Genomic DNA, 22889 nt, shown 5'->3' with positions numbered 1-22889 from the left:
CCGTTGATGTTGTTGAGAGAGATTTACTCTGCATCTACTCCAGAACGTAACAACGACACCGGAGCGACATCAGCGAGTGGTCTACACCAGAAAGATCGCCAACAAAAGGGAAACCACCAATTCCCGACCCACCCAAACGACCAAGCACACATACAACAACCGCAACCACCCCTGAACGAATACCAAAAACACAACCCCTCAACCCCCGCCAAAACCGCCCATATACCAAAAGCTCAAACGGGTGAATTGGGGGCTTCGAGCCCCTCGAAGTTATATAACTTCAGCTAGGGTTGTTCTCAACGGGCCGGCCGAACAGGCCGCCCGGTCCGATCCCTTGGAGGTTCGAATGTCTGCTCTGACGTCCGGTACGGCGGCGGTCATCCCCAGCAGTGCCGAGCGGCTGATCCGCACGGCCGAGGAGAACGACTGGCAGGCCTCCGCCGTGTTCGGCGCGGCCGGCTCGAAGGGCCGGACCGCGGACGCATGGGTCGTTGGGCTGGAGGCGTACACCACCGCAGGGGAGGTGTCCCTGCTCCTGTACTGGGAGCGCGGTCCCAAGGGATTCCGGTACGTGGCCAAGGAGTCCCGGGGCGTGCAGGACGGCGTGCGGCTGGAGGACATGCAGCTCAAGGCCGTGACGACGCTGGTGACGGAGGCCGAGGTCACGGACCCGTTCGAGTACGGCGAGTGCGGGTGCGAGGACCCTGAGGAGGTCGACAACCCGCGGGTGTGCATCGAACACGCTTACTGCCCGGCCACGTTCGATGTGCGGTGTGGGTGGGGCTCGGAGGTGACCCGGAACTACGAGCTTGCGGGGTGGGGCGAGGACGGCGGTACCGGTGGCCAGTACAGCCTCCGGGTGGAGCCCGTCGAGGGGCAGGTGGAGCTCACCCTGGCGGACGTGATCCCCGCCGCGGTCCGTACGGCGGTCATCCCGGGGATGCCGGAACCGGTCGACGTCGGCGACTGCTGCGTCCCGGTGGCGGACGGCTTCAACGGCTTCTGTGACGCGTACGGGGTCCGCCTGTACCTGGTAGGCACCCGTCGGGACGGCCGGCTCATGTGCGCCGAACACGCTGCGCAGCGCGCAGGAGTTCCGGTCAGCGCGCTGCCCGTGCTCGCCATGGATGCCGAGGAGCGGCAGTACGCCGCGGACTGCATCGAGGACAACCGTCAGCACCGGGTGCTGCGCGGTGCCGAGGAGTGGGCGGAGGCGCGCGAGCGGGAGGGCCGTACGATCTCGCACGCGTTCGAGGGGTGGGCGGAGAAGAACTGGACGGGTGACGACTTCGCCGCGGCGTACGTCGCGTGGCTGCACACCACCGGCCACGCCGCGGACCCCGTCCACGCGTGGGCGGTCACGGGGCCGGTTGACCGGGTGCAGCAGGCCGAGGTGCGGCTGGAGGCCGCGCGCGGCCAGCTGGCGACCGCGCAGGCCCTGCACGTCTCCGCGCAGCGCTACGGCGGAGAGACCGCGATGCGCGAGGCTTTGGAGCGGCTGCACACCGCACACGCCATGGTTGCGGCCGCGGCCGCGGACCACGCTGCGGAGGAGGCGGTGCGTGCGGAGGAGTCCGTGCTGGACGCTCCGGCCGCCGTGGCCACGACGTCCGGGGCGAGCGACCGATACAGCTTCGGTCTGCCCACAGGTGAACTTGGCGGCCGCATCGTGCATGTCGACGGACACGTGGCCGGCCGCGTCCGGGAGTCGGGGCGTCACTGGTACGCGATCACCCCCGGACGGGATGCTCGGCCGGCCGAGCATGCGGACCAGGATTCCGCGGCCGCCCACCTCGTACGGTGCGCGGACCAGCGCGCGGCCGAGACTCTCCAGCGTGTCCGGGCCGAGCGCGCCGCGGCCGCCGCCCACCGTCCCACCGCGGTACCCGCGGCCCGGTACGCGGTCGGCATCGCGCCTGTGACGGTCCCGGACCGTCACCAGGGCCGGAGCGTCGCCGAGTGGAAGGACGTAGCGGACACGCACGCGTTGCGTGCCGTGCGCGCCGGACGGGCCGTTCAGGCCGCGCGAGCCTCGCTTGAGGGGCCGGCCGTCCGGTGGACCGACACCCCCGAGACCACCACCCCCGGGTGGGCCGCGCCGGTCCTCCCCCGGATCCGGGACCTGGCCCGGACCGCTCTGCGCCGCGGCGCGGTGGCTCAGGAGCTGTGGATGCGCATTGGGTGGGAGGCGAGCGACGCCGCCGAGGCGGGCGCGGCCCTCCCGGCCCGCCGCGCGGCGGAACTCGCCCACCGCGCGGCCCTCCTGGCGGACGCGTGCGAGCACGCCGCCGCCGAGGCCGAGGCACTGGCCAGGCCCCCGCTCCTGCGGCGAGTCCCGAAAAAACCGAGAAGTTATAGAAGTTCGTTCGCTCCATCCATGTTCGGTTGCGTGGAGCACCTCGGCAGGGGTGGAAGCGTCGCCGCCCTGGCGCTGGCCCTGGCCACCCGACCTCGCCCTGCATTCCCGAAGGACGTCAAAACCGAGAAGTTATATAAGTTAAGGGGTAGGGTGGGGGCGCGGTCCTGATACGGTCCGCGCCCGAGACGAGAGGCGACGCCCCCATGGCCACCGCACCCCGCCAGGTCCCCAAGACGTATCCCGCCGGGACCGGCCGGCCCACCGAACGGAAACTCACCGACGAGAAGGTCGTCAGGACGGTGAACGTGTCCGGGACCGTATGGGACGCGGGCAAGAAACGCGCTGGTCAGGACGAGGTCTCGATCTCCCACGCCGTCGGACTGTTCCTCGAGGCCTACGCCGCCGGCCTCCTGGACCTGGACACCATCACCGCCCAGCTCGACGCGCTCGCAGCCGGCGAGGACCCCGCAGCCGTACCACCCGGCGCCGGCGCGTGGACGGAGGAAGCCCCTCCCGCCTTCCCGCACCCCAGTTGGAGCAGCGGGGACGGCGTCCCGCGCGCACTCGACATCCTCGACGCCGAGGACAGGCCCTGACCTGCACACTCGTGGGCCCCGCTCGGTGATCCGGGCGGGGCGTTTGTCGTTCACGAGCAGACCCGTTGCCGGGCTACGGTCAGCTGCCGGCGGACGGCGAACGCGACGCCGACCGCCGCGGCCCGCCTGGTGATGACTCCAGACGGAATCCCCCATAACCCAGAGCAAGGCGTAACCCAGAGCAAGGGGAATCCCGTCTGCTCCGGCATAGGTTCCAGGGCGCCTGCTGTCCGGTTGCACCCGAGCCCGAAGGGGTGAGGACTTGCGCGGCTAGATCGCCGCTCCCGCACTGTCCTCCTGGCGTCCGCCCCGTCCGGGTCAGGCGCCCCGTCTACGCCCATGGAGGCACCTGTGTCCACTGACCGCACCACCATCGCCACCGCGCTCATCGGGGCGTCCCTTGTTGGCTTCGTCGCTGTCGCCTACCCGGCCCTGATCCCTGCGCTGACCCTCGCCTTGGCCGCGTTCGGCGCGTTGTACCTGTTCCTGAAGCTGTAGCACGGCAAGACGGCGATAGCCGGGCCGCGCCATCAGCGCGAGCCCGGCCGCCGCCGACCGAATCCCGCACACCTATGCATCACGACCCGGCGGCCGACCACCAACCCGTGCACCCGTGCATGAGCACGCGCGTGCACATGAGACCGGTTGCAGCCGCACGACGAAACGACCACACCTCTGGCGCTATCGCCGCGGCTTGGCCGCGCGCAGCCCGGTCACGACCAACGGACGGGAGCGGGGCGCCTTCCGTCCCACCACGGAGTGTCCCGCCACCCGGTTCCGACGAGGCGCCTCCTCGGCGCGGCAGGCAGCCCTACGCTTGTCCGGCTGCTGTCGATGCGACAGCACAGGGGGAGGACGACGTGCCCGAGGACGACGTGAAAGCCGCGCTGGCCGCGAAGCGGATCGCCGAGCTGGAGACCGAACTGGACAGGTTCTCGGCGATGCTCTCCAACCTCCAGGACGTGCCGGGCAGCTCCGGCCACCGTTACGCGTCGGAGCGCATCGAGCAGATCGTCGCGGAGATCGAGGCGCTGCGGGCGCCGACCGAGGAGCCGACGCCGGAGCGGGACGGCCCGCCCGCGCACACAGTGCTGCTGGGGATCGGCTTCGTCGTCGCGGCCTACGGGCTGACCCAGCGCGCGTGGACGGCCCTGCTGATCGGCGTGGCGCTAATGGGCGTCTCGCAGCTCGTGAAGCCGAAGGACGTCGACACCGACACCAAGGGCAGCTGACTACTCGCCGGGCAAGATCGAATCGACAGGTGCGTCGTAGTCCTGAGTCCAGTCCCAGTAGGGCATGACCACCGCTGGGTTGATCTTCTTAACCGTAGGCGGCGCCGGATCGGCGGTGGCAGCCGTAGCGGCCGCGAGAACAGCCACGCCAGCGAGGGCAAGGGACATGAAGGTGCGTTGAGTCTTGATCATGTTGTACCTAACAGGCGTGCACCCGAAAAGGTTCGCCCCCGCAGAGATGACCCCCTGGTACAAGCCGCAGTACAAAACACACACGCCTAGGCATTCTTCAATCCGTCGGCCCCTTCACCACCCCACCCGCACCCCCGCGCAGAGTGAGTCAGCGCACTCACCACTCACCGCGGGCGCGGTGACCAGCACTGGGCACGGCCGCGCGCGAGGCGGGCCCCCGGCCAACTGCCCCTGAGTCCCGCGCAGGACACTGTCCTGGTGAACACTCGACGCGTCTTGGGCACAGGCCCCCGCGCCTCCGCTGCCTCCACCGAATCCCGCAGGGCCCGCCTCGCCGCCGAGGGCACCGAGCCGGCTCCCCCGGCAGAGTCCGCGCCCGAACCCCAGTCCGTACCCGGCCGCCGCACACTCGGTGAAGGCCCCACCCGCCACTGACGGCCTGAATTTCGGGTATGAGGGCGGCCCGGTGGTACTGCCCCCGGTATCCCGGGCACCGGACCTCACCCACGCACGCCATATCGGCCCGGGCTGCTGCCGACCCTAACCGGGCCGACCCGCTCAGAACGCCCGGTCCGGGCTTCGCCGCCGCGGCGCCGGTCGGCGGCGGAGCCGCCCGCAGTGGTCGGACTTTCAGGCGCCGCGCCGCCCGGCGTCGGAAGGGGCCCTGCCTGAGGGCATGCCGAGCGGGCCGGCCGGTCCGGCAGGTACGCAGCCAATTCCTCCGGGGTGAGGTCGCGGTCGACGGCCCGGCAGATCCTCTCGATCTCCGCGGTGGGTTCGGGCAGCACCACGTTCCAGAGCCTCGCGGTCTTGTCGTCGCTGCCCGTGGCGAGGGTGCGGCCGTCGGGGCTGAACGCCACCGACCACACCTCGTCGGTGTGACCGGTCAGAGTGATGCGCGTGGCGCCTTCACCCACGTCCCACAGGCGCGCGGTGTAGTCGTCGCTGCCGGTGGCGACCGTACGCCCGTCGGGGCTGAACGCGACGGCGTTGATTTCGTCGGTGTGACCGGTCAGCGTGCTGCGCGTTCTGCCCTCCCGGACGTCCCACAGGCGCGCGGTGCTGTCGTCGCTGCCGGTGGCGAGGGTGCGCCCGTCGGGGCTAAACGCCACCGACCACACCGGAGCGGTGTGCCCGCGCAGCACGGTGCGCTCCCTCCCCGTGGTGACGTCCCACAGGCGGGCTGTCTTGTCGGGGCTGCTGGTGGCGACCGTACGTCCATCGGGGCTGAACGCGACCGCGTACACGTTGTCGTCGTGCCCGCGCAGCACGGTGCGCTCCCTCCCCGTGGTGACGTCCCACAGGCGGGCTGTCTTGTCGTCGCTGCTGGTGGCGACCGTACGTCCATCGGGGCTGAACGCCACCCCGTTCATCTCGCCGGTGTGCCCGCGCAGCACGATGCGCTCCCTACCCGTTGTCACGTCCCACAGGCGGGCTGTCTTGTCGTCGCTGCTGGTGGCGAGGGTGCGCCCGTCAGGGCTGAACGCGATCGACCACACCGGCGCCGTGTGCCCGCGCAGCACGATGCGCTCCCTACCCGTGGTGACGTCCCACAGGCGCACGGTCTTGTCGTCGGCGGCCGTGGCAAGCGTACGGCCGTCGGGGCTGAAGGCCACCGCGTTCACCTCGTCGGTGTGGCCGCTCAGCGTTCTGCGCGTCCGACTCGCGGCCACCTCCCACAGGCGCACGGTTTTGTCAGTCCCGCTGGTCGCGAGCGTGCGGCCGTCGGGGCTGAACGCGAGCGAATCCACTTCGTCGGTGTGCCCGCTCAGGGTGCTGCGTGTGATGCCTGCTGCCACGTCCCACAGCCGAGCGGTCTTGTCGACGCTGCCGGTGGCGACCGTACGGCCGTCAGGGCTGAACGCCACCGCGTACACGGGCGCGGTGTGGCCGCTCAGAGTGGTGCGGGGCGCCCCGGACTCGACGTCCCACAGCCGAGCGGTCCTGTCCGTGCTGCCGGTGACGAGGGTGCGACCATCGGGACCGAAGGCCACTGCGTTCACCTCGTCGGTGTGTCCGCGCAGCACGGTGCGCTCCGTACCCGCGGTGACGTCCCACAGGCGGGCTGTCTTGTCGTCGCTCGCCGTGGCAAGGGTCCGGCCGTCAGGGCTGAACGCCACCCCCCACAGCTCGTCGGTGTGTCCGCGCAGCACGGTGCGCTCCGTACCCGCGGTGACGTCCCACAGGCGGGCTGTCTTGTCGTCGCTCGCCGTGGCAAGGGTCCGGCCGTCAGGGCTGAACGCCACCGCCCACACGGGACCGGTGTGCCCGCGCAGGATGGTCCGCGTCGCGCCGGTGGCCGTGTCCCACAACCGGGCGGTTCCGTCGGTGCTGCCGGTGAGCAGGGTGCGACCGTCGGGACTGTACGCCACCGCCCACACCTCGTCGGTGTGCCCGCGCAGCACGGCACGTGTCCGGCCTGCGGCCAGATCCCAGAGGCGGGCGGTCTTGTCGGCGCTGGCGGTAGCAAGGGTGCGGCCGTCAGGGCTGAACGCCACCGATGCGACGGTGCTGGTGTGTTTGGAGAGTCGTCGGTGCAGGGGGAGCGCTGCGACGGTGTGCAGGGCGGCTGCGGACTCTGGGGTGTCGTCGGTGTGGTATGCCTGGACGGCGAGCAGGGAGGCGAGTTCCGGGTTGGTGTGGATGAGCGTGCCGGACTCCGCGGCGAGTTGCCTGGACAGGGCCTGTCGCTGCTGGGCTAGGGCGGTCCGGCGCTGCAGGAATGCGAACCCTCCCGCCAGGACGGCGACAACGAGCAAGCTGGCCAGGATGGTGTTGAGGCGTCTGCTGCGCCGGATCCCAGCCTGCTGGCGTTGTCTGCTCGCCGTGAGGTAGACCGCGATGTCTGCCGGGAGGCGTCGCTGATTCGACCATTCCATGCCTTCGGCGAGGGCGGTTCCGCTGAGCAGGTCTCCCGGGTCGTTTCCCTCGGCGTAGCGGGACCTGCGTTCGCGGGTACGGTCGAGCCACTGCTGGAACCGGTGGTCTTGGCCGACCCAGTCGCGCAGCGCGCCCCAGTCACGGATGAGAGCGTCATGGATCAGCTCGGCCACCGGGCGGCCGGGCGGCGCGTCGTGCGCGTCGCGGTGCGCGTCGGGATACTCGGGCGCCCGGAGCGTTTGGGTAGTCATGATGCGGTGCTGCGTGAGGGTGGCGATGACGGCGTCGACCATCCCCCTGCCGTCGGCGGCCCCCACGCCGTCGGAGGTGTCATCGGGGTCGGATGCCAGGTCGCGGAGTTCGTCAAGCGGGATCTGCGCGCGGATCGCGGGAACGTTGCGGGCCCTGTCGGCGGGTCGTACCAGGGAGGTCAGGACGCGCTGCGCGATGGGCCGCTGCTCGGGGGACAGTTGGCCGAGGGCAGTGTCGCACCAGGTGGTCAGGCTTCCTGCCACCGCTCCGATCCGCTGGTAGGCGTCGTGCGTGAGGTACCCGTCCGCGCGCCGCTGCCACAGCTGACTGAGCGTGAGCTCCACCAGCGGGAGCACGGTGACGGGCGCCTGGCGGGCCGATGCCCCATCGGGGGTGGTGGCAAGGACGTCGGAGATGATCTGCTCGGGCAGCCCGGCCTGGAAGTGGAGTCCTACGTCCTGGGCGGGCAGGGTGATGATGTCGTGCAGGTCCTGTCTGCTCAAAGTGCCCGGTACGTTGAGAAGTCCCGGCATGGCGGCTTCCAGCAGTCCCGGGGCCGAGGCGGCCAGCCGTGGGTAGAAATCGTCACGCATGATCAGGATCACGTGGAGCTCGGTGTTCGAGGTGACCGCCGCGGTGATCTGGTCCGCGACGCCAAGGCGGGTAGCCGACTGGGTGAGGAGCTCTTCGAACTGGTCGATGACCAGCACGACGCGCTGACGGCCGGGCTCGGCCGCGAGTCGGCGGCTGACAGCCGCGGCGATCCCGTCGGTGGCGGCCCCGGCCAGGCCGGCGCGTTCCAGCTCTGCCGGCAGGTCCTGCCGAGGCCGGACGAGGACAGGCAGCCAATGGTCGCTGCCCGCCAGCGCGCCATCGGCCAGCGCCCGCAGCACACCCGCCTGGATCAGCGACGATTTGCCCGAACCGGATGGTCCGAGCAGCAGGGTCAGGCCGTGCTGCCGGCCCAGGTGCGCGAGCACCTGCTCCACCGCGTCCTGCCGCCCCTCGAACCACTGGGCGTACTCCGCCGTGAACGGCTCCAGCCCCCGGTACGGGCACACCTCCCGCTCCGCGAGTTCCGGCCAGGTCTCCCGCAGCACCTGGGTGGGCGTGACGTAGGCGATGCCCTGCCCCCGTTCGTGCTCGTCGGGAGCGGTGATCTCGGTGAGCATGCCGATGACCAGGCCGGTCACCTCGTCCAGGACCGGTCCGCCGCTGAACCCTGTGGTGAGGTCGTTCGCCCCGGTCAGCTGAAGATGCGCACCCCTGCGCGCGGTGGCGGGCAGCAGTCCACCGGACACGCCGAAGCCGAAGTGCCCCTCCCGCGGGGCCTGGGCGGGGAATCCGAACGAGCGCACCTGATGGCCCTGGGACCCTGCCGCGGAGCCCAGCGCGAGCGGGGCCGTCCCCGGCGGTACGGCGGGAAGCTGGAGGAGGGCCACGTCGTTCTCTCCCGGCTCACGCCACGCTTCCGCCATGACCCGGCCCTCGGACCGAGTAGCGCCTGCCGTATGTGGGAAGACGAGCGTCACGCTGTCGCCGGGGCCGCCTCCTGCGGCCCGGACCACATGCGCGCAGGTGACCAGGAGGTCCGCGGCGACAAGGAAGCCGGCCCCCGCGACCTCCCCGTCCGGGCCGAGGATCTGCGCGACGGCCAGGGGCAGGCTCGACGTACGGTCGGCTTCGGCTTCCACCGGATCAGCCCTCTCTCTCACCCGGGCCGCGCCGGACGGACCCGGCCTGCTCCCATCTGACCGTCACCTTCAGATGGCAGTGGGCGCCCGTTTTGGTGATCACGGCCCCGGCCTCGACCGCGAGGTCGACTCCGAACTCGACGGTGATCTCGTCGGGCCCCGCCTTGCGCAGTTGTTCGAGTGCGACGTGCGCGGCCTGGGTGACCGGTTCGAGGGCGTCTTCGAGGCTCCCCGGCAGATCGCGAATGGCGTCGCTGACGCGACCGGCCTTGACAGGTCCGTCCGGGGCGGCCGGGGCCTCGATCAGCACGAAGCCCCCGCCGTCCAGCGGAATCCGGGCCAGAGGTGCCACGGCTCCTCCTGCGACGTGGAAAGGCCCACGATGGGGTCCCCATCAGCCTCGTCCGCCCCGCCGGGGAGCGCATCCGGGATTAAGCCACACGCCTCCGAACATACGCGCGCACCATGCGGTTGCTGTACCCATCGGAACCCCCTCAGCCGCCGAACTCCACGCATTCGCCCGCGGCGAGTCCGTCAGCGCCATCCGGGGTGCTGCGCTCTACTCCTGGCCCGGGCAGTTAGACCTTCCCAACATCCAACGCAGTCTGCTGACGACGGGCGAGGGCGCCGGCCTGCCTGCCCGCCCAGCGCGGCCGCGCCCGGGGCGATGGTGGAGCGGGAGCGGGCGACTGTCGGTGAAATCCGTGGTCCAGCCGGGACCTGTCCGGTGAGCGCGGTGGTCAGGAGTGGGCGGCGAAGACCATGCGGCGGTAGCCAACGGGGGTGCACACGCCGGCTTCCCCTCCACATGGCGCGCCTCGCGCAGGTCAGCTGGGCAGCCCCCAACCAGAAGCCCCTCGGCCAGTACGCGGCCCTGTAAGGCAGCGTACTGGCCTGACGGGCGGTCGCGCGGCGCTGGGGGCTCAGGTGGTGGCGTTGATCGTCGTACGGGGCACGTAGGGCCGCCTACGGGCGTCCACAGACATAGGGCCACCAGGCACCTGAACCGGCACCCGCGGTCGTCGACATCCTGAACGGAATCTACGAAGCCAGGGCCGCCTTCGCCGCCTCGTACAGAGCGTTCGGGCTCGACAGCGACCACGGGCCCGCCGACTGCTCCGGCACGGCACCTTCAGAAACGGGCGCGTCCTCGAAGTGATTGGGGGCGAACGGGTCCTCCTCCGGGGCCTCCTCGTCCGGGAAGGCTTCGGCCTCCACGGGGTCCTCGTCGTGGGCGGGGCGGAGCGGGGCAGGAACAACCGGCCGGGCCGCGGCGGCGTCCAGCTCGGCGAACTGTTCGGCGAGTTCGGCGCGGAGGCGGGCAGTTTCCTCAGCCGCGGCGGCCGCGGCGGCCGCCCTGGCTCGCAGGCGGGCAGCGGCCTCCTCGCGGCGGGCGTCCTCCTCCAGGGCCTCCCCGTGTGCGTGCTCCCGCTCGTCCGCCAGTTGCCGTGCCCGGAGCTCTGCCGCAGCCGCAGCGCGAACCTGATGTTCGGCGAGCAGCTGCACGGCCTTCGCCTGGGCGATCCGCTCTGCGGCCCGGTACTGGCAGGTGTTGCACTCCTCCCGGGTGTCGAGGAGCACTCCAGCCTCACAGGCCGGGTGGTCGCACTCGTGGGTTGTGAGCAGCGCGGCAAGGTATCCGACCGGCCGGGCGATCCGGTCCCCACCCGTGTAACCAGCGCTTGAACGCAGCGGGCCTCCGGCCTGGTGCCACCCGATGCTCAGCCGGAGCGCGGCGTGCTCGGGGCGGCGCGGGTACATCGCGAACGGTCCCGACCGAGCGTCGGCGTAGTGCCCCAGGAACTCCCGCACGGCGCGGCGCAGGGTGGAGATGCGGGCGGCCGGGGCCCTCAGCACTCCGAGGTCGTCCAGCATCGCGTACACCTCGTCCTCGCCGGTAACGGGCTTCAGCTCCGAGACCTGAAGGGGCCCCTTCCTTGCTGGCTTCTTCGGCTTCGCCGCTGGAGCGCCGGACTCCTCCCCCTTCTTCGTTGCGGCTGACTCGGAGGAGTCGGCGGCGGAGCCGCCCGCAGCGTTCGGACTTTCAGGCGCCGCGCCGTCGTCCTCGTCCGCACGCGCCAAACCACCCGCACTGTGGCCTCCGGCCGACCCCCCCGGTTGTCCAGAAGTAGAAGAAGGGGAAGCACAAGAACAGCACTGCGGCGCCCGTTCCCCCAGGTCATCACCAGAGTCGTGGTCGGAATTCCGACCAGCCTGGTCAGAATTCCGACCAGCCTGGTCAGAATTCCGACCAGCGCCCTGCTGGTCAGAATTCTGACCAGCAGCCTTGGCGGCTGCCCGGGAGGCGTCCCGCTCGGCGGCCTCGCGGGCAGCCTGCTCGGCCTTCGGACGGATGGAAGCGAGCTTCTCCTCCGTGTTGGGCCACCGGGGCTTGAAGGCGGTCGCGGGCTGGTCGTGGATCTTGATTCGCAGTGGGCGGCCCTGGGCCTTCCCGCCGGAGGAGGTGGTGACGGGACCGCCTTCCGGGGTGGTGATCAGCCCGACCGCCGACAGGCACCGCAGCAGCTCCCGGATTCGGCTGAGACTCGAAGGCTTGCCGTTCGGGCCGGGGATGAGCTGGCACAGCTCAGCGAGGGTCAGCACACGGACGCGGTTCTTGACGCCCTTCCCCTCGAACACCAGGGAGCGCAGGATCAGGTACCCGCGCACATCGGCGTCCCGCAGGTCGTCGCACAGCGCGATCCAGTCGCGGACGTACGTCCCATAGAACGGGTTGTGATCAGGGCCGTGCAGTTCAGCAAGCTGTTCGGCGCCGTGTGCCTCGCTCATCGGGCACCCCCGGCACTCAGCAGGCCAGCGCCGGCGGCGGTGCGGGTCAGGACGGTGACCGTCAGCGATGCGGGCACCAGGGCGAGGCGGTGGCACCCTGGTGTGCAGCTGGCCTGGAGGAAGTGCAGGTCAGACACGGGACAATTTCTCCCCTGAGAGGGGAGTCGCGAACGGCAATGTGACCAGACAGGGCCCCGGAATGGTGGCCTCCGAGTGAGGAGCCGCTTATCCTGGGGTATCGGTGACCACGAGGGCCTGCGGGCCCACGGGCATCACCCCCGGCGAGGTCACCTCACCGGACACGACTCGGAGCTGTGGAGGCTGGACGAGTCGAGCTGTATGAAGGCCGTTCCTGTTGGCGCAGGGACGGCCTTCAGCGTTTGCTACGGCACTGCGGTTGAGGTGATGACGTAAGGGTGCTGCTGGGCTAGCCCTTGGAGCAGGCGGCTATATGCGACTCGGCGCTCGCCAGGTCGTGGCTCGGCTTCGCCTGCTTCCCACCGGAGAATCTGGAGAGGCTGAACACCGACAGCTTGCGCAACCTGGCGTTGGGTCAGTCCCGCAGCACGTCGGAGCGGCCCCCGGAAGACAGGGGGCAAGAGTGGCGTTTGGCCATGCAGTAGCACGTCCACGGATGACACGGGGTCATGAGTGGCTGTCACCTTCACCTCCAACATCTAGAGATGTGAAAGATACCCGGAAGATCGTTGCTCTGTCTTCTCGTTCGCTCCGGCGTGTCGCCCGCTAAATCAGCCTTCCAACAAGGGCAAGTCGTCGTAGGTGAGCTGGAGCCGGTCTGCTGGGGCAACAGCCCGCATCACTTCGAGGGCGCGGCCCTGCGCATCGCGGGTAAGTCGCTCGATGGCGATGACCCAGACGCGGCCGCCGACGCGCAGTTGTGCGGCTTCGTCCTCTGTCGGCATTCGAGCGCTCACAGTCTCGCTAGCTCTGGTGGGTTGGTGGCCCGCGCTGGTGAGAGCTCCGTAGACGCCGCCGACGACTTTTCCGTCCCGGTCGAGTCCAGCCGCTTCGGCGATGGAGGCTGGATACCAAGAATGCTGCAGCTGGACGACGTCACTGGGCATGATCACTGCCTGGCGAACGCGGTAGACCAGCTCATCGCCCTCGCGCAGGTCTAGGAGCACGGCCAGGCTGGAGTCCGCACGGACGCGCTCGACCGAAACGAACTTCATGTGTCCGTCCAGGCCGAGAGCTGCGGTGGCCGTCTCCCATGGACCCTTGGCTCCGCCGGGTGCGAGTACTTGGCCGTATCTGCTCAGCGGCAACGCGATGGGGCTTGTGGACCGGACGATCGTGCCGGCCCGCTTGGACGAGTAGACCAGCCCCTCGTCCGCCAGCGTGGCAATGGCTTTGGTGACCGTCGCCTTCGAGACGCCGTGCTTGGCCATGAGCTGGGCATTCGTGGGCAACTTGCTGCCAACAGCGAGCTCCCCTGCCGTGATGCGCTGGCGCAGCTCTGCGGAGAGGTCTCCGGAACTGGTCATGTTTCACCTCCTGTAGCTGGCTTCACTTTATCGCCTAGTCGTTATTGACAACACCAGGACGTCCGGGCATTCTCTTTAATGCCTAGGCAATAACTGGTGGCGGTCGAAGCTATCCGTCCTGGTTAGACCCCTGCCTGGGTACGACCGACTCGCGAACAGACGCCCGGCCCGTGCTCACAACACGGGCCGGGCGGCAGGCGTGGGTTGCAGCCCCGCCCGCGGTCGGACCAGCCCATATGTGTGTGGATGAGGGGACCGACTCTCGTGATGGTTGCAGAGATGGGGCGCTGGTGGCGTCCCGGGCGGGGCTCGTGCCCCGCGGTGGTGCGGACGCGGACGGTTTTACCGTCCCGGCACTGCACCGCCGGACAGGCTGAACTGCCTTCGACGGCGCCGGAGACGCTGGGTCTGGGCGGGGACGAGCTGCGTGTTCGTGCGGGCTTGTGTGCGCTGGGAGTGGCGCTGTGAGCCGGGCGGGCGGGGTGCCCCCGCTTCCGCCGGGGTGGGCCGCGGCGCGGTCGGCTGACTGGCTGGACCGGCTGTGGGCGTACCCGGACCTGGCTCCGGCGCCGGCGGTTCGCCAGGAGCGGGATGGGACGGCGGCCTGCGTGGGTGAGGACCCGCGGACGTTCTTCCCGGAGCCGTGGGAGATGACGACCGGCGGGGCTGTGCCCTCGGGGGCGGAGCGGAGGGCGCTGGCGATCTGCGGCCGGTGCCCGGTGCTGGCCTGGTGCTTGGAGCGGGACCTGAATGACTCCTCGACCCCCTCGAAGATCCTCGGGGTGCGGGCAGGGCTGAGGCAGGGGGATCGCCGGGCGCTTTACCTCCGGGTGTTCGGTCGGCGGCCGAAGAACGGGGCGGCCGAGTGAGCGCCGAGCCGATCGAACCGACGGCGGTCTTGGCCCCGGGCGCCGGGAACGGGGGCTCGCCCCCGCCGCCGGGCGCTCCTCCCGCCACGCCGCCGATGCCGGACTGGTGGCACCAGCCCCAGGGCCCAGGTCCACAAATCGTCCACGTGACGGTGACCGAGACCCACACCCACCTCATCGTGGAGGCCACCGAGGAGGAGGCTCCGGAGGCGGAGCCGGCTCCCGGACTCTTCGACGGGATCAACCCCCGGATCCGGTGGGGCTTCTTCAACGCCACGGCGGGGGCGGTGGGCTACTCGGTCCTCTCCGCCGCCGCAGCCGATCCGCTGGGCGGCGGCGTCTACCTCGCGCAGGCCTCCGTAAACGCCGTCCCGCTGTCGGTCCTCGTCCTGACCGGCGGGACCGCGGTCGCCGGCTGGCAGCTGGGCCGGTTCTTCCGGGGGGTCGGCGGCCTGGTCGGCCGACTCGCCTCCCCGGTAGGCGCCCTGAGCGCCGCGATGTGGGGGCAAGGCACCGGCCCGCTCCTGACAGCCTTGTACGCCGAGGCCGCTCCGTGGCCCGGCATGGTCGCCCCCGCCGTCCTGGCGGGCGGCTCGGCGGTCGCCCTGTGGTGGCTGGTGGACCGCCGCTTCCTGACGCGCCCGCTCCTGGTCCGCTGGGCCGCGCGCATCCCGCTCGCCACCGTCGTGCTGTCTGCCGCCCTCTACGCCCCGGGAGCCCTGTCGTGACCACCCCTCAGAACATCGCGACGGACACCGTTCTCGCCGCCGGGCCGATCCTGGGCACTGTCGGAGTCTCCGGCCTGACCCTGTGCACCGGCCTGGTGCTCGTCCTGGGCTGGCGGGGCGCGAAGCGCGTGAAGATGGACCGAGACAAGTCCGGCGGCCTCGGGATCGTGTTCGGCACGCTCGCCGTCGCGGCCGGCGGCCTGTGGTCCGACCTCGCCAAGGGCGTCAGCGAGATCCCGGCCAGCGTCGTGCAGGGCGGCATCTTCGGTGACATCGGGCTGGGCGCCGTCGCCCTGTCCCTGTCCGCCCTGACCTTCCTGCCGGACTGGAAGAAGACGGTGGCCCCCGGACTCCTGGGGATCTCGGCCGGAGTCACGTACGGGATGGCGGGCGGCCTGTGGGGCCTGTGCTCCATGTTCGTGCTCAAGATCGGCGCCTCCCTGGGGGCGATGTGAGTACCACCGGACAGGTTCGAGAGGTCACCCGGGGGACGGGCGCCGCGCTGACTGCCCTGTGCTCGGGGTCGATGGTCCTCGCCGGACGCATCTGCCGCTGCCTGCCCGTCGTGGCGCGCTGGGTGTGGGAGGCGGCGGCCGTGGACGCGGCCGCCACCGCCGCCCGGCAGGAGCAGGCCGACCGGAGCGCGAAGACCAAGGCGAAGAAGGTGCACCAGGCCCGCCGGAAGGCCGCCGAGGCGGCCGAGGCCGGCGGGGAGGACCCTGGCGAACTCGACCTCGGCGCGGTGGCCGCGCCGCCCGTCGCCCCGGTGCGCCGGGGGGCTCTGGAGGCGCTGGCGATCCTTGGGTTCGGCGGTCTGGTGGCCTGCGGCGGCATCGCGAGCGTCGGCCGGCTGGCGTGGCTGTCGGTCCAGGAGCGGCTGGCCCCCTACGGGATGTGGTTCTGCGTCGCCGGGGGGCTGGCCTGGATGACCGCGGCCTGGATGCTCGCCCCCGTGCCGGCCCCGGCCGCGGACGACGGCCAGGAGCAGAACGACGTCCTGGCCGTCGAGGAGGAACCCGAGAACCTCGAGGGCGCCGAGGACCAGGCTGCAGAGGCGGCCGGACCCGACCGCGGTACGGCGCTGCTCTGGCACGTGGTCACGGCCCTGTCCGACGCCGAGGCCACCAAACGGACCGGGGTGCACCTGGACATGCTGCTGGCCTCCGCGGTGACGCGCGGGCTGCTCGCGGAGGGGACCGAGGTCGCCGACTTTCGGGCCTGGGTGGAGTCCTGCGGCCTGCCCACCGTCGACAAGTTGGGCATGCGGATCGAGGGCCGCCCCACAACCCGTGTCGGGGTGCGCGTGGACGCCGCGACGGAGGCCCTCGGCATGACCCCCACGGCCCTGCTGCGGGCCCGCTCCGAGACCCCCGAACGGCCCGTGGGGGAGGCCCCGGCCGAGGCCCCCGCGATGCCGGGTCCGGCGGTCGGGGAGGGGCCCGTCGTGGCGGCCGCCACCACCCCCGCGCAGCCCCCGGCCGCGGTGCCTGTGCCGGCCCCGGCGACGGCCGCCCTGCGGCTGATTCTCGGGGGTGGTCAGGACCCCGAGCAGGCCCCTTCCCCGGCCCTCTCCCCGGGCCCCGTCCAGGAAGCCCGTTAGACCGGCCTATCGGCGGTTTGACCTGCGGTTCTATCGGGCGCCTAACGGCCCCTTACGGACCCCCTGACGGCCCCGCTATCGGCCGTCGGACGCAAGTTCCCGGCCCCTCCGAGCAGGGGTCGGGTGCACCAGAAACAAGACACCCCGAGGCGGCCGACTTTCTTGGCAGTCGGGCGGCCGCCCCGGGGACACCCATTCCTCACGGAACAGGAGTTCCATCATGGCATTTCGCCGGACGATCTCCCAGGACGAGCTGGCCCAGAGCCAGCGCGACACCGACCACGGGCGCCACGGCACCGAGTACCAGCCCTCGCGCGGCGGCTGGTTCAAGGCCGAGGCCAAGCCGGAACCCGGCCAGGACAAGGACAGCAGCGGCGGCCGCCGGTGGGGTCGGCGGTGAGCCGGGCGACCGCGCCGCGCTGCCACGGCCGGCGGATGAAGCAGGACCGGGCCCGTGGCACCTACCGGTGCACGGCGTGCGGCGGCTGGACCGCCCGCCTGACCGCCGTCCTCTCCCTGCACGTTGGGGGTGCCCGATGAGCGAAGCGCAGAACGCCGAGTACCAGGCCGCGCTGGAGCGGCAGCGCCAGCAGGCGGAAGCCGCCGAGGCCGCGGCGGCGGCCATACGGAACGCCTCGGAGGCCGCCGCCGCACTGAACGCACAGATCGCCGCGCACCTCGGCCGCTGACCGGCCACCCCCTGCACGCCACGGAAGAGCACCCCTCCTGGGAGGGGCAGGCCACCGCGGCCGCTCGATCCGGCGGGCCGGGAGACATCTCCCGGCCCGCCCCAAGTCCCTGCTCCGGAGGTTCCCGTGACGACGCACCACACGCTGCACGATCTGACCCGGCCGCCCGTGCCGTTCGCTCCGGCCGCACAGGCCGATGCTCCGTTTAGGCGGGGCGGTGTTCCGGCGCCGGAGGGGAGGGTGGAGACTGCCGGGATGAACGAGACGCTGACGGTAGGCCAGGCAGTAGGCCAGGGGGAGGCCGTGGCCCCGGCCGTTCCGGTTACGGCCGAGGTCGCTCCGGGGCCACGGCCGGGTATTCCGGCTCGACGAAACGGCGCTCCGGCCGCGCAGGAACTGGGCGGCCAGGGGTGGCCGGGGGAGCGTGGCCAAGGGGTGGTCACGGCCCCGGCCGCCGGTCTCGTGGCCCCGGCCGCGGTGGCCACCCCCCAGGCCGGGAAACGGGTCTCCCGGGTCCTTGCTGCGGCCGCCCTGATCGGCATGATCCCCGTCGCCCTGATCGGCTTCGCCGCCTCCTACACCACGGTCGCGGAGAAGGCCGCAGCGGCAGGGTTCGCCGACTGGCTGGCCCCGTGGATCCCGATCGGCCTGGACGGCGCCATCGTGGGATTCCTGGCCCTGGACCTCTACATGACCCGCCGTCGGACCCCCTGGCCGCTCCTGCGGTTCGCCGCACACGGCATGACCGCGGCCACCGTCATCATCAACGCTGCCGCCGGCGCGGCCGTCGCCACAGCCACCGAGACGGCAGCAGAGGCGCTGCCCGCCCCCGTGCGGGTGTTCTGGCACGGCCTGATGCCCGTGCTCTTCGTGGTCGGCGTCGAGGCCGCACGGCGGCTGATCGTGCACGCCACCCAGCTGGAGGACGGCACGGCCATCGACCGCATCCCCCTGCACCGGTGGGCGCTCTCCCCGCTGAAGACCCCGCGCCTGTACCGGGAGATGCGCCTGGCCAACGTCCGCTCCTACCCGGAGATGGTGGAGCGCAAGAGGGCGCTGGAGGGCTACAAGGTCTGGCTCAAGCAGGAACTCGGCGGGGACCTGTCCAAGGCCACCGAGGAGCAGAAGCTGCCCCTCACGATGGCCGGCCAGGGCTTCACCGTGGAGGAGGCACTGGCCCTCCCGGCGAAGTGGAAGGCCGAGGCGGCGGAGCGGGCCCGCGCCGAGGCGGAGCGCCAGCGCGGCGAGGCGGAGCGGCAGCGCGAGCGGGCCAAGGCCGACCGGCTCCGGGAGCTCGCGGACGACGCCGACATCGAGGTCGCCACGTACGAGCAGGCGGCGCGCAAGGGCACCGCGGCCGCGGAGGCGGAGGCGGCCCGCGCGGCGGCGGAGTCGCAGGCCGCGGCCGCGAAGGTCGCGGCGGAGCACCGCCGCACGGCGGCGGAGCGCCAATCCCTCGCGGAGACGGAGGCGCTGGAGTCGGAGCGGGCGGCGGCCGCGCGCCGCAAGGCGGCCGAAGATCTCGCGGAGGCGGAGCGGGCCGAGGCGGAGGCGGAGCGGCACCGCGCGGCGAAGGTGAAGGCGGACGCGGACGCGGAGGCCGAGCGGCGCCGGCAAGCTCAGGAGGCGCTGTTGGCGGACCGCATGGAGGCCAGCCGCAAGCAGGAGCTGGCGGCTGCCGCGCAGGCCGAGAAGGAGGCCGCAGACCTCCGGTACGCGGCGGCCATGACCGAGGCGAGGATCCAGCAGGCCGAGGACTACGCCCGGCTGACCCCGCGCGAGCGCTCCGAGCGCCAGGTGGCCCGCATGCTGCTGGCAGCCGGCGCCCGCCCGGAGGCGGCGGAGCAGCACATCGAGGCGGTCCCGCTCAGCACGGTGATGGAAGTCCTCGGCGTCAAGCAGACCGCCGCCGGAGACATCCGCAAATCGGCAGCAGTCCTGCTGGAGGCCGGCTACCGGCCGAACGGCCTTGAGACCGCACTGGACGGCGCCTGGGAAGCCGCCCGGGCCTGAGCACCGCGAACACGAAGGCGGGCGGCACCTGCAACAGGGGATGCCGCCCGCCGCCCAGGCTCAGGGACGCCCGCCCCACCACGGCCGGCGCCCCCCGGGCTCCTCCCGAGCCAGCTCCGGCCCACCCTGCTCGGGCACACCCATCCCCTCCGCCCCCGGAGCGAGAACATCCCGCGCCGGAGCCGGGGTCAACGCCGCCACCGCCCGCTGCAGATCGGCGATCCGCTCCCCGCGCTCGGCGAGCTGCGCCCGCAGATGCCCGACCTCAGCCGCGGCGAGACGCTGCTCGAACTGCGCCTCGGCCAGCGCCAGGGCGTGCTCTGCACGAACCCGATCCAGCTCCGCCCGCAGCGCGGCAGCGTCCTGGCCCCCGCCAGGCACCGCGCCGGATCCAGCCTCAGGCGCCGGGCTGATGTCGTCGGGCGGGGCCGGAGCATTCAGCCGGAACCCCGCCGCCAACAGCGCATCCACGGGGATCATCCATCCCCGTACGGGGTCCTCGACGGAGCCGGGCAGCTCGCCGGCCTCACGCCGGCGGCGGATGGTGGAACGGCTGACGCCGCACGCGGCCGCCGCCTCCCGCTGGGTCAGCATCGGACGCGTCATGGGTCCATCCTCCCTGCCGCTGAGATGGAGCGGTGGCCGACCCACCCTCCCGCGGACTCACCCTTGTTCTACCGAACCGGGGCGGTCCTTCTTGGCCCCGGGTGTCAGCAGTCGGCTGGCCTTCGATGATGCCTATGCGAGGGCTCGCGCCGAAGCGCATCGAGCAGCTGGTACAGGGCAGCCCCCGGTGCTGCCCTGCATCCGAAGCCATCGAGAACGGAGATCGCCAAGGTTCAACGGCGGGTGGAATCAGCAGAAGAAGGCACCCCGTCGGACTGTCGACGGCCAATCCTGACACTCACCGACAGCAGGAGGCCCCCGCACAGCGTGCGGGGGCCTCCTGCTGTCGGGTTGGTCTTGCCCCTCAGATCAGCCCCTCGTCAGGTGCTGGGCATCTCAAGGAGGGCGAGCAAGCCCACAACCATGCCCACGAGGGCGATGTAGAGGGTCAGGGTGAGACCGAAGGCCGCGGTGCCGCGGCGGAGCCGATCGGTCCAATGGGGCGCAGATGTATGGGGGAGCGCGGCGGATACGGCTCCGGCCAGGAGCGCCAGAAGAAGTCCGGTGGCGCACAACAGGGCTATGAGCGCCCAAGTGGTCATGACATGCCGATCTCGCGAGCCGGCCTCCTTGGCGGGAGCACGGCCTTCCAACGGGACGACCATAGTCTTACTCTACCTAGGGAGCTATGTCTATCTCTATCTAGGTAGTAGGGTGCGGGTATGGGTGAGCCGAGAATGACACTGGCCACGCGGGCCGTGCTCTCCGCGTTCTTGGCCAAACCTGCTGACGAGCACTACGGACTGCAAATCGCCGATGCCGCCGAACTTCCCGGCGGCACGATCTACCCGATTCTGATCCGCCTGGAACAGTGCGGTTGGCTGGAGAGCCGCTGGGAGGACATCGACCCGCAGGAGGAGGGCCGCCCGCAACGTCGGTACTACCGGCTGAGCGAGCGCGGTGCCGAGGCGGCCACCGCGGCGATGGCCAGGGCGAGTAGTCGTAAGCGTCGTACGTTCTTGTCCGCCCGCCCCCAAGGCGGCACTGCGTGATCGAGAGGGTCATGAACGACTTCGCCGGTGTCGTCGGTGTCATCCTGCTGTTACTGATCATGCTGTCCAACCTGACACGGACGGGGCGTAAGAAGCGCTACCGGAAGCGCACCTCAGTCAGAGGCCATGTGCGTCTGCGCAAGTCCCAAGAGCCGCAGCGGGGCAACCACGCGGACATTTGGTGGGCCCGAGCGGCAGAACTGAGGGCTGAAGGCGATTTCGCCGGCGCCGAGAGGGCCATGAAGGAGGCGCTCGCTTCGGACGCACGCGCCGCCGCGCGCCGGGCGGGCCTGAGCGCTGCACTCCCCGACAAGGCTGGCGAGGTGGTAGTGGCGCCAGCCGCAGCTGAGGCAGCAGACCGGCGTGCCCGCAAGGAGGTCCGTGAGACCGAGCGACGCGTCGCGCTGGCGCTCCTGTTCGTACCGCCGGGACAGCGTGAACGATACCGGCAGGAGTGGGTCAACGAGGTAGCGCAGCTGAGTCCGCATGAAGCAGCGGTGTTCGCGCTCCACCTGCTGCTCTCGGCGCCGAAGATGGGCATGCTCTTGGCGCTCAATCGGATCTTCGGCCGAAAGGCCGCCTAATCTAGCCACACCGACCCCCAGACGCTTCGGCGTCCGGGGGTTGCCCATGTCGTGACATCCCGTTCACCCCAGGTACCGCCACGTGTGCCTGTACACCGTAGGCGTGCGGGCACGCGGGGATCTGTAGGCGTGAGCGGACGAGCCGACGCTGCCGGCCGTGTTGGTCGGCATCCAGCTCCCGTTACACCGCTCGTCCACCAGCCCTGACCGTACGACGTCGCCGAGCACACGGTGCTGCTCCCCGCGTCGTCCCGCCGAGCGTCGCGCCCTGGTCCAGCTCACGACGGCTCATGGGGCGCCGCGTACGTGCCGGCCACGCCGCCCGTCATCGTGCCCGCCGCCCCCGAGGCCGTCCCCGTCCGCTGAGAGCTGCCCCGTTCGAGCGGGCCGCCGTCACCGTCGTCGGGAGCATCTGCGCCCTGACCTGCCGCCCTCGCCGTCGCCGAACTTGCGATCGGGGCGGCCGGGTTCCTCGAGAGCGCCGCCGTCGGGTGGGTGGTCCTCCGGGTCACCGGAGCCCTGTCCAGCGTCTCCGGAGGGCAGGCCCCGGCCGTGCCCGTGCTGGCACCTGTCACGGTCAACGTGACCGGAACTGGCGGGCAGGGCGGCCGGTGGGGCGCCCGCGGCGGCGTGGGCGTCGACATCGACCGATCAACATCCAGCGCTGACCGTTCCCGACCACGACTAGGAGCAGCAGAAGACCGGCACCGACCAGCTCCCCGTCCCCGCCGTCACGATCACGTGTTTCGGGTACGGCCACAGCCCGGCGGGGTCGCCCCGGACGCGTATCTCACCCTTGAGCTCCGCGCCCACGTCCGCGACCCGCACGTGGACCCCACCATGCGGGAGATGACCGGCCGGGACCAGGAGGTGATCACGACGGAGCTCAGGCCTCCGGGGATCCCGGCTCTGATCGCCGCCACCGTCGCGGCCGCCCGAGCGTTCGGCAGCGGCCCCAGCGCCCGGCCGCTGCACATCGCCGGGGTGAGTCGGAGGCCGGCATCGCTCCTACGTCGTGGCCTCCGCCCTCGGGGCCGTGCTCGCCGACCTCGACCCCGCCGTGGTCCACCTCCACGCCGACCGCCCCGTCATCCACCGCCCCACACCCCAGAGCTGGCCACCCACCAGCACGACCAGGCCCCGGGGCCCGCCCTCACCCAAGGGCGGCCCCGAGGCCTCTTTTGTGTTTCTGGACCCTTCGGCATGACCGGCTTCACCCCTGGTCAAAGGCCTACATCGGGGAGCGGC

23 protein-coding genes are annotated in these 22889 nt (G+C 71.3%); 13 read left to right on the top strand and 10 right to left on the bottom strand.

Going from position 1 to position 22889, the window contains the following annotated elements; translation table 11 throughout:
* The first annotated feature begins 346 nt into the window (after positions 1 to 346).
* The 4 genes from NRK68_RS36680 (at position 347) to NRK68_RS36665 (ending at position 4187) form a co-directional block, all read left to right on the top strand.
* Positions 347 to 2527, top strand: a complete 2181-nt coding sequence (locus NRK68_RS36680) for a hypothetical protein (RefSeq protein WP_257858491.1) — start codon at positions 347 to 349, stop codon at positions 2525 to 2527.
* A 35-nt stretch (positions 2528 to 2562) separates the two neighbouring features.
* Positions 2563 to 2955: a hypothetical protein gene (locus tag NRK68_RS36675; protein WP_257858490.1), complete on the top strand. Its 393-nt coding sequence runs from the start codon at positions 2563 to 2565 to the stop codon at positions 2953 to 2955.
* 351 nt (positions 2956 to 3306) lie between these two features.
* Entirely contained in the window at positions 3307 to 3453 is a 147-nt protein-coding gene (locus tag NRK68_RS36670) for a hypothetical protein (protein ID WP_257858489.1), read from the top strand.
* Positions 3454 to 3815: 362 nt separating this feature from the next.
* Entirely contained in the window at positions 3816 to 4187 is a 372-nt protein-coding gene (locus tag NRK68_RS36665; protein ID WP_257858488.1) for a hypothetical protein, read from the top strand.
* Here NRK68_RS36665 and NRK68_RS36660 read toward each other — a convergent pair whose 3' ends face one another.
* From NRK68_RS36660 to NRK68_RS36630, 7 genes are all read right to left on the bottom strand, one after another.
* Positions 4188 to 4379: a hypothetical protein gene (locus NRK68_RS36660; protein WP_257858487.1), complete on the bottom strand. Its 192-nt coding sequence runs from the start codon at positions 4377 to 4379 to the stop codon at positions 4188 to 4190.
* A gap of 500 nt (positions 4380 to 4879) precedes the next feature.
* On the bottom strand, positions 4880 to 9205 hold the full coding sequence (locus NRK68_RS36655) for an nSTAND1 domain-containing NTPase (protein ID WP_257858486.1): 4326 nt from the start codon (positions 9203 to 9205) through the stop codon (positions 4880 to 4882).
* Positions 9206 to 9209: 4 nt separating this feature from the next.
* On the bottom strand, positions 9210 to 9557 hold the full coding sequence (locus tag NRK68_RS36650) for a CU044_2847 family protein (RefSeq protein WP_257858485.1): 348 nt from the start codon (positions 9555 to 9557) through the stop codon (positions 9210 to 9212).
* A 689-nt stretch (positions 9558 to 10246) separates the two neighbouring features.
* Positions 10247 to 11995, bottom strand: a complete 1749-nt coding sequence (locus NRK68_RS36645) for a hypothetical protein (protein WP_257858484.1) — start codon at positions 11993 to 11995, stop codon at positions 10247 to 10249.
* Positions 11992 to 12132 carry a hypothetical protein gene (locus NRK68_RS36640; protein WP_257858483.1) on the bottom strand — a complete coding sequence of 47 codons (141 nt, stop codon included), beginning with the start codon at positions 12130 to 12132 and terminating at the stop codon, positions 11992 to 11994. The genes NRK68_RS36645 and NRK68_RS36640 overlap by 4 nt, the downstream gene beginning before the upstream one ends.
* Positions 12133 to 12378: 246 nt before the next feature.
* On the bottom strand, positions 12379 to 12672 hold the full coding sequence (locus NRK68_RS36635) for a helix-turn-helix domain-containing protein (protein ID WP_257858482.1): 294 nt from the start codon (positions 12670 to 12672) through the stop codon (positions 12379 to 12381).
* Positions 12673 to 12744: 72 nt separating this feature from the next.
* The gene (locus NRK68_RS36630; protein ID WP_257858481.1) at positions 12745 to 13500 is read right to left on the bottom strand and encodes a GntR family transcriptional regulator; all 756 of its coding nucleotides are present in this window, start codon (positions 13498 to 13500) and stop codon (positions 12745 to 12747) included.
* 443 nt (positions 13501 to 13943) lie between these two features.
* Here NRK68_RS36630 and NRK68_RS36870 point away from each other — a divergent pair, with 443 nt between their 5' ends.
* From NRK68_RS36870 to NRK68_RS36595, 7 genes are all read left to right on the top strand, one after another.
* A complete protein-coding gene (locus NRK68_RS36870; RefSeq protein ID WP_308296360.1) occupies positions 13944 to 14369 on the top strand; it encodes a WhiB family transcriptional regulator in 426 nt (141 codons plus the stop codon).
* 146 nt (positions 14370 to 14515) lie between these two features.
* Positions 14516 to 15097: a hypothetical protein gene (locus NRK68_RS36620; RefSeq protein ID WP_257858479.1), complete on the top strand. Its 582-nt coding sequence runs from the start codon at positions 14516 to 14518 to the stop codon at positions 15095 to 15097.
* The gene (locus NRK68_RS36615) at positions 15094 to 15552 is read left to right on the top strand and encodes a hypothetical protein (protein ID WP_257858478.1); all 459 of its coding nucleotides are present in this window, start codon (positions 15094 to 15096) and stop codon (positions 15550 to 15552) included. The genes NRK68_RS36620 and NRK68_RS36615 overlap by 4 nt, the downstream gene beginning before the upstream one ends.
* On the top strand, positions 15549 to 16697 hold the full coding sequence (locus NRK68_RS36610) for a hypothetical protein (RefSeq protein ID WP_257858477.1): 1149 nt from the start codon (positions 15549 to 15551) through the stop codon (positions 16695 to 16697). The genes NRK68_RS36615 and NRK68_RS36610 overlap by 4 nt, the downstream gene beginning before the upstream one ends.
* A 220-nt stretch (positions 16698 to 16917) precedes the next feature.
* Positions 16918 to 17097, top strand: a complete 180-nt coding sequence (locus NRK68_RS36605; RefSeq protein WP_257858476.1) for a hypothetical protein — start codon at positions 16918 to 16920, stop codon at positions 17095 to 17097.
* 136 nt (positions 17098 to 17233) lie between these two features.
* Positions 17234 to 17386 carry a hypothetical protein gene (locus NRK68_RS36600; protein WP_158714815.1) on the top strand — a complete coding sequence of 51 codons (153 nt, stop codon included), beginning with the start codon at positions 17234 to 17236 and terminating at the stop codon, positions 17384 to 17386.
* Between the two features lie 435 nt (positions 17387 to 17821).
* A complete protein-coding gene (locus NRK68_RS36595) occupies positions 17822 to 19399 on the top strand; it encodes a DUF2637 domain-containing protein (RefSeq protein ID WP_257858475.1) in 1578 nt (525 codons plus the stop codon).
* Between the two features lie 60 nt (positions 19400 to 19459).
* Here the strand turns inward: NRK68_RS36595 and NRK68_RS36590 are convergent, their stop codons facing one another.
* Both NRK68_RS36590 and NRK68_RS36585 read right to left on the bottom strand, forming a co-directional pair.
* On the bottom strand, positions 19460 to 20005 hold the full coding sequence (locus NRK68_RS36590) for a helix-turn-helix transcriptional regulator (protein WP_031152975.1): 546 nt from the start codon (positions 20003 to 20005) through the stop codon (positions 19460 to 19462).
* Between the two features lie 380 nt (positions 20006 to 20385).
* The gene (locus NRK68_RS36585) at positions 20386 to 20607 is read right to left on the bottom strand and encodes a hypothetical protein (RefSeq protein ID WP_257858474.1); all 222 of its coding nucleotides are present in this window, start codon (positions 20605 to 20607) and stop codon (positions 20386 to 20388) included.
* 120 nt (positions 20608 to 20727) lie between these two features.
* Here NRK68_RS36585 and NRK68_RS36580 point away from each other — a divergent pair, with 120 nt between their 5' ends.
* Positions 20728 to 21057 (top strand): PadR family transcriptional regulator, encoded by a 330-nt coding sequence (locus NRK68_RS36580; protein ID WP_257858473.1) that lies wholly within the window; start codon positions 20728 to 20730, stop codon positions 21055 to 21057.
* 11 nt (positions 21058 to 21068) lie between these two features.
* On the top strand, positions 21069 to 21641 hold the full coding sequence (locus tag NRK68_RS36575) for a hypothetical protein (protein ID WP_257858472.1): 573 nt from the start codon (positions 21069 to 21071) through the stop codon (positions 21639 to 21641).
* A gap of 684 nt (positions 21642 to 22325) precedes the next feature.
* Here NRK68_RS36575 and NRK68_RS36570 read toward each other — a convergent pair.
* Entirely contained in the window at positions 22326 to 22469 is a 144-nt protein-coding gene (locus tag NRK68_RS36570) for a hypothetical protein (protein WP_257858471.1), read from the bottom strand.
* Positions 22470 to 22889: the final 420 nt, after the last annotated feature.

The organism is Streptomyces yangpuensis, assembly GCF_024666385.1.
In the GTDB taxonomy this organism is placed as follows: Bacteria; Actinomycetota; Actinomycetes; order Streptomycetales; family Streptomycetaceae; genus Streptomyces; species Streptomyces yangpuensis.
This window is presented reverse-complemented; position numbering and strand designations above follow the sequence as displayed.

What these genes read in the sequence shown, in the direction of transcription:
- NRK68_RS36680 (WP_257858491.1), top strand. Translation starts at nt 347, where the DNA reads ATGTCTGCTCTGACGTCCGGTACGGCGGCGGTCATCCCCAGCAGTGCC.
- NRK68_RS36675 (WP_257858490.1), top strand. Translation starts at nt 2,563, where the DNA reads ATGGCCACCGCACCCCGCCAGGTCCCCAAGACGTATCCCGCCGGGACC.
- NRK68_RS36660 (WP_257858487.1), bottom strand. Translation starts at nt 4,379, where the DNA reads ATGATCAAGACTCAACGCACCTTCATGTCCCTTGCCCTCGCTGGCGTG.
- NRK68_RS36645 (WP_257858484.1), bottom strand. Translation starts at nt 11,995, where the DNA reads ATGAGCGAGGCACACGGCGCCGAACAGCTTGCTGAACTGCACGGCCCT.
- NRK68_RS36635 (WP_257858482.1), bottom strand. Translation starts at nt 12,672, where the DNA reads ATGTTGGAGGTGAAGGTGACAGCCACTCATGACCCCGTGTCATCCGTG.
- NRK68_RS36630 (WP_257858481.1), bottom strand. Translation starts at nt 13,500, where the DNA reads ATGACCAGTTCCGGAGACCTCTCCGCAGAGCTGCGCCAGCGCATCACG.
- NRK68_RS36605 (WP_257858476.1), top strand. Translation starts at nt 16,918, where the DNA reads ATGGCATTTCGCCGGACGATCTCCCAGGACGAGCTGGCCCAGAGCCAG.
- NRK68_RS36600 (WP_158714815.1), top strand. Translation starts at nt 17,234, where the DNA reads ATGAGCGAAGCGCAGAACGCCGAGTACCAGGCCGCGCTGGAGCGGCAG.
- NRK68_RS36590 (WP_031152975.1), bottom strand. Translation starts at nt 20,005, where the DNA reads ATGACGCGTCCGATGCTGACCCAGCGGGAGGCGGCGGCCGCGTGCGGC.
- NRK68_RS36585 (WP_257858474.1), bottom strand. Translation starts at nt 20,607, where the DNA reads ATGACCACTTGGGCGCTCATAGCCCTGTTGTGCGCCACCGGACTTCTT.
- NRK68_RS36580 (WP_257858473.1), top strand. Translation starts at nt 20,728, where the DNA reads ATGGGTGAGCCGAGAATGACACTGGCCACGCGGGCCGTGCTCTCCGCG.
- NRK68_RS36575 (WP_257858472.1), top strand. Translation starts at nt 21,069, where the DNA reads ATGAACGACTTCGCCGGTGTCGTCGGTGTCATCCTGCTGTTACTGATC.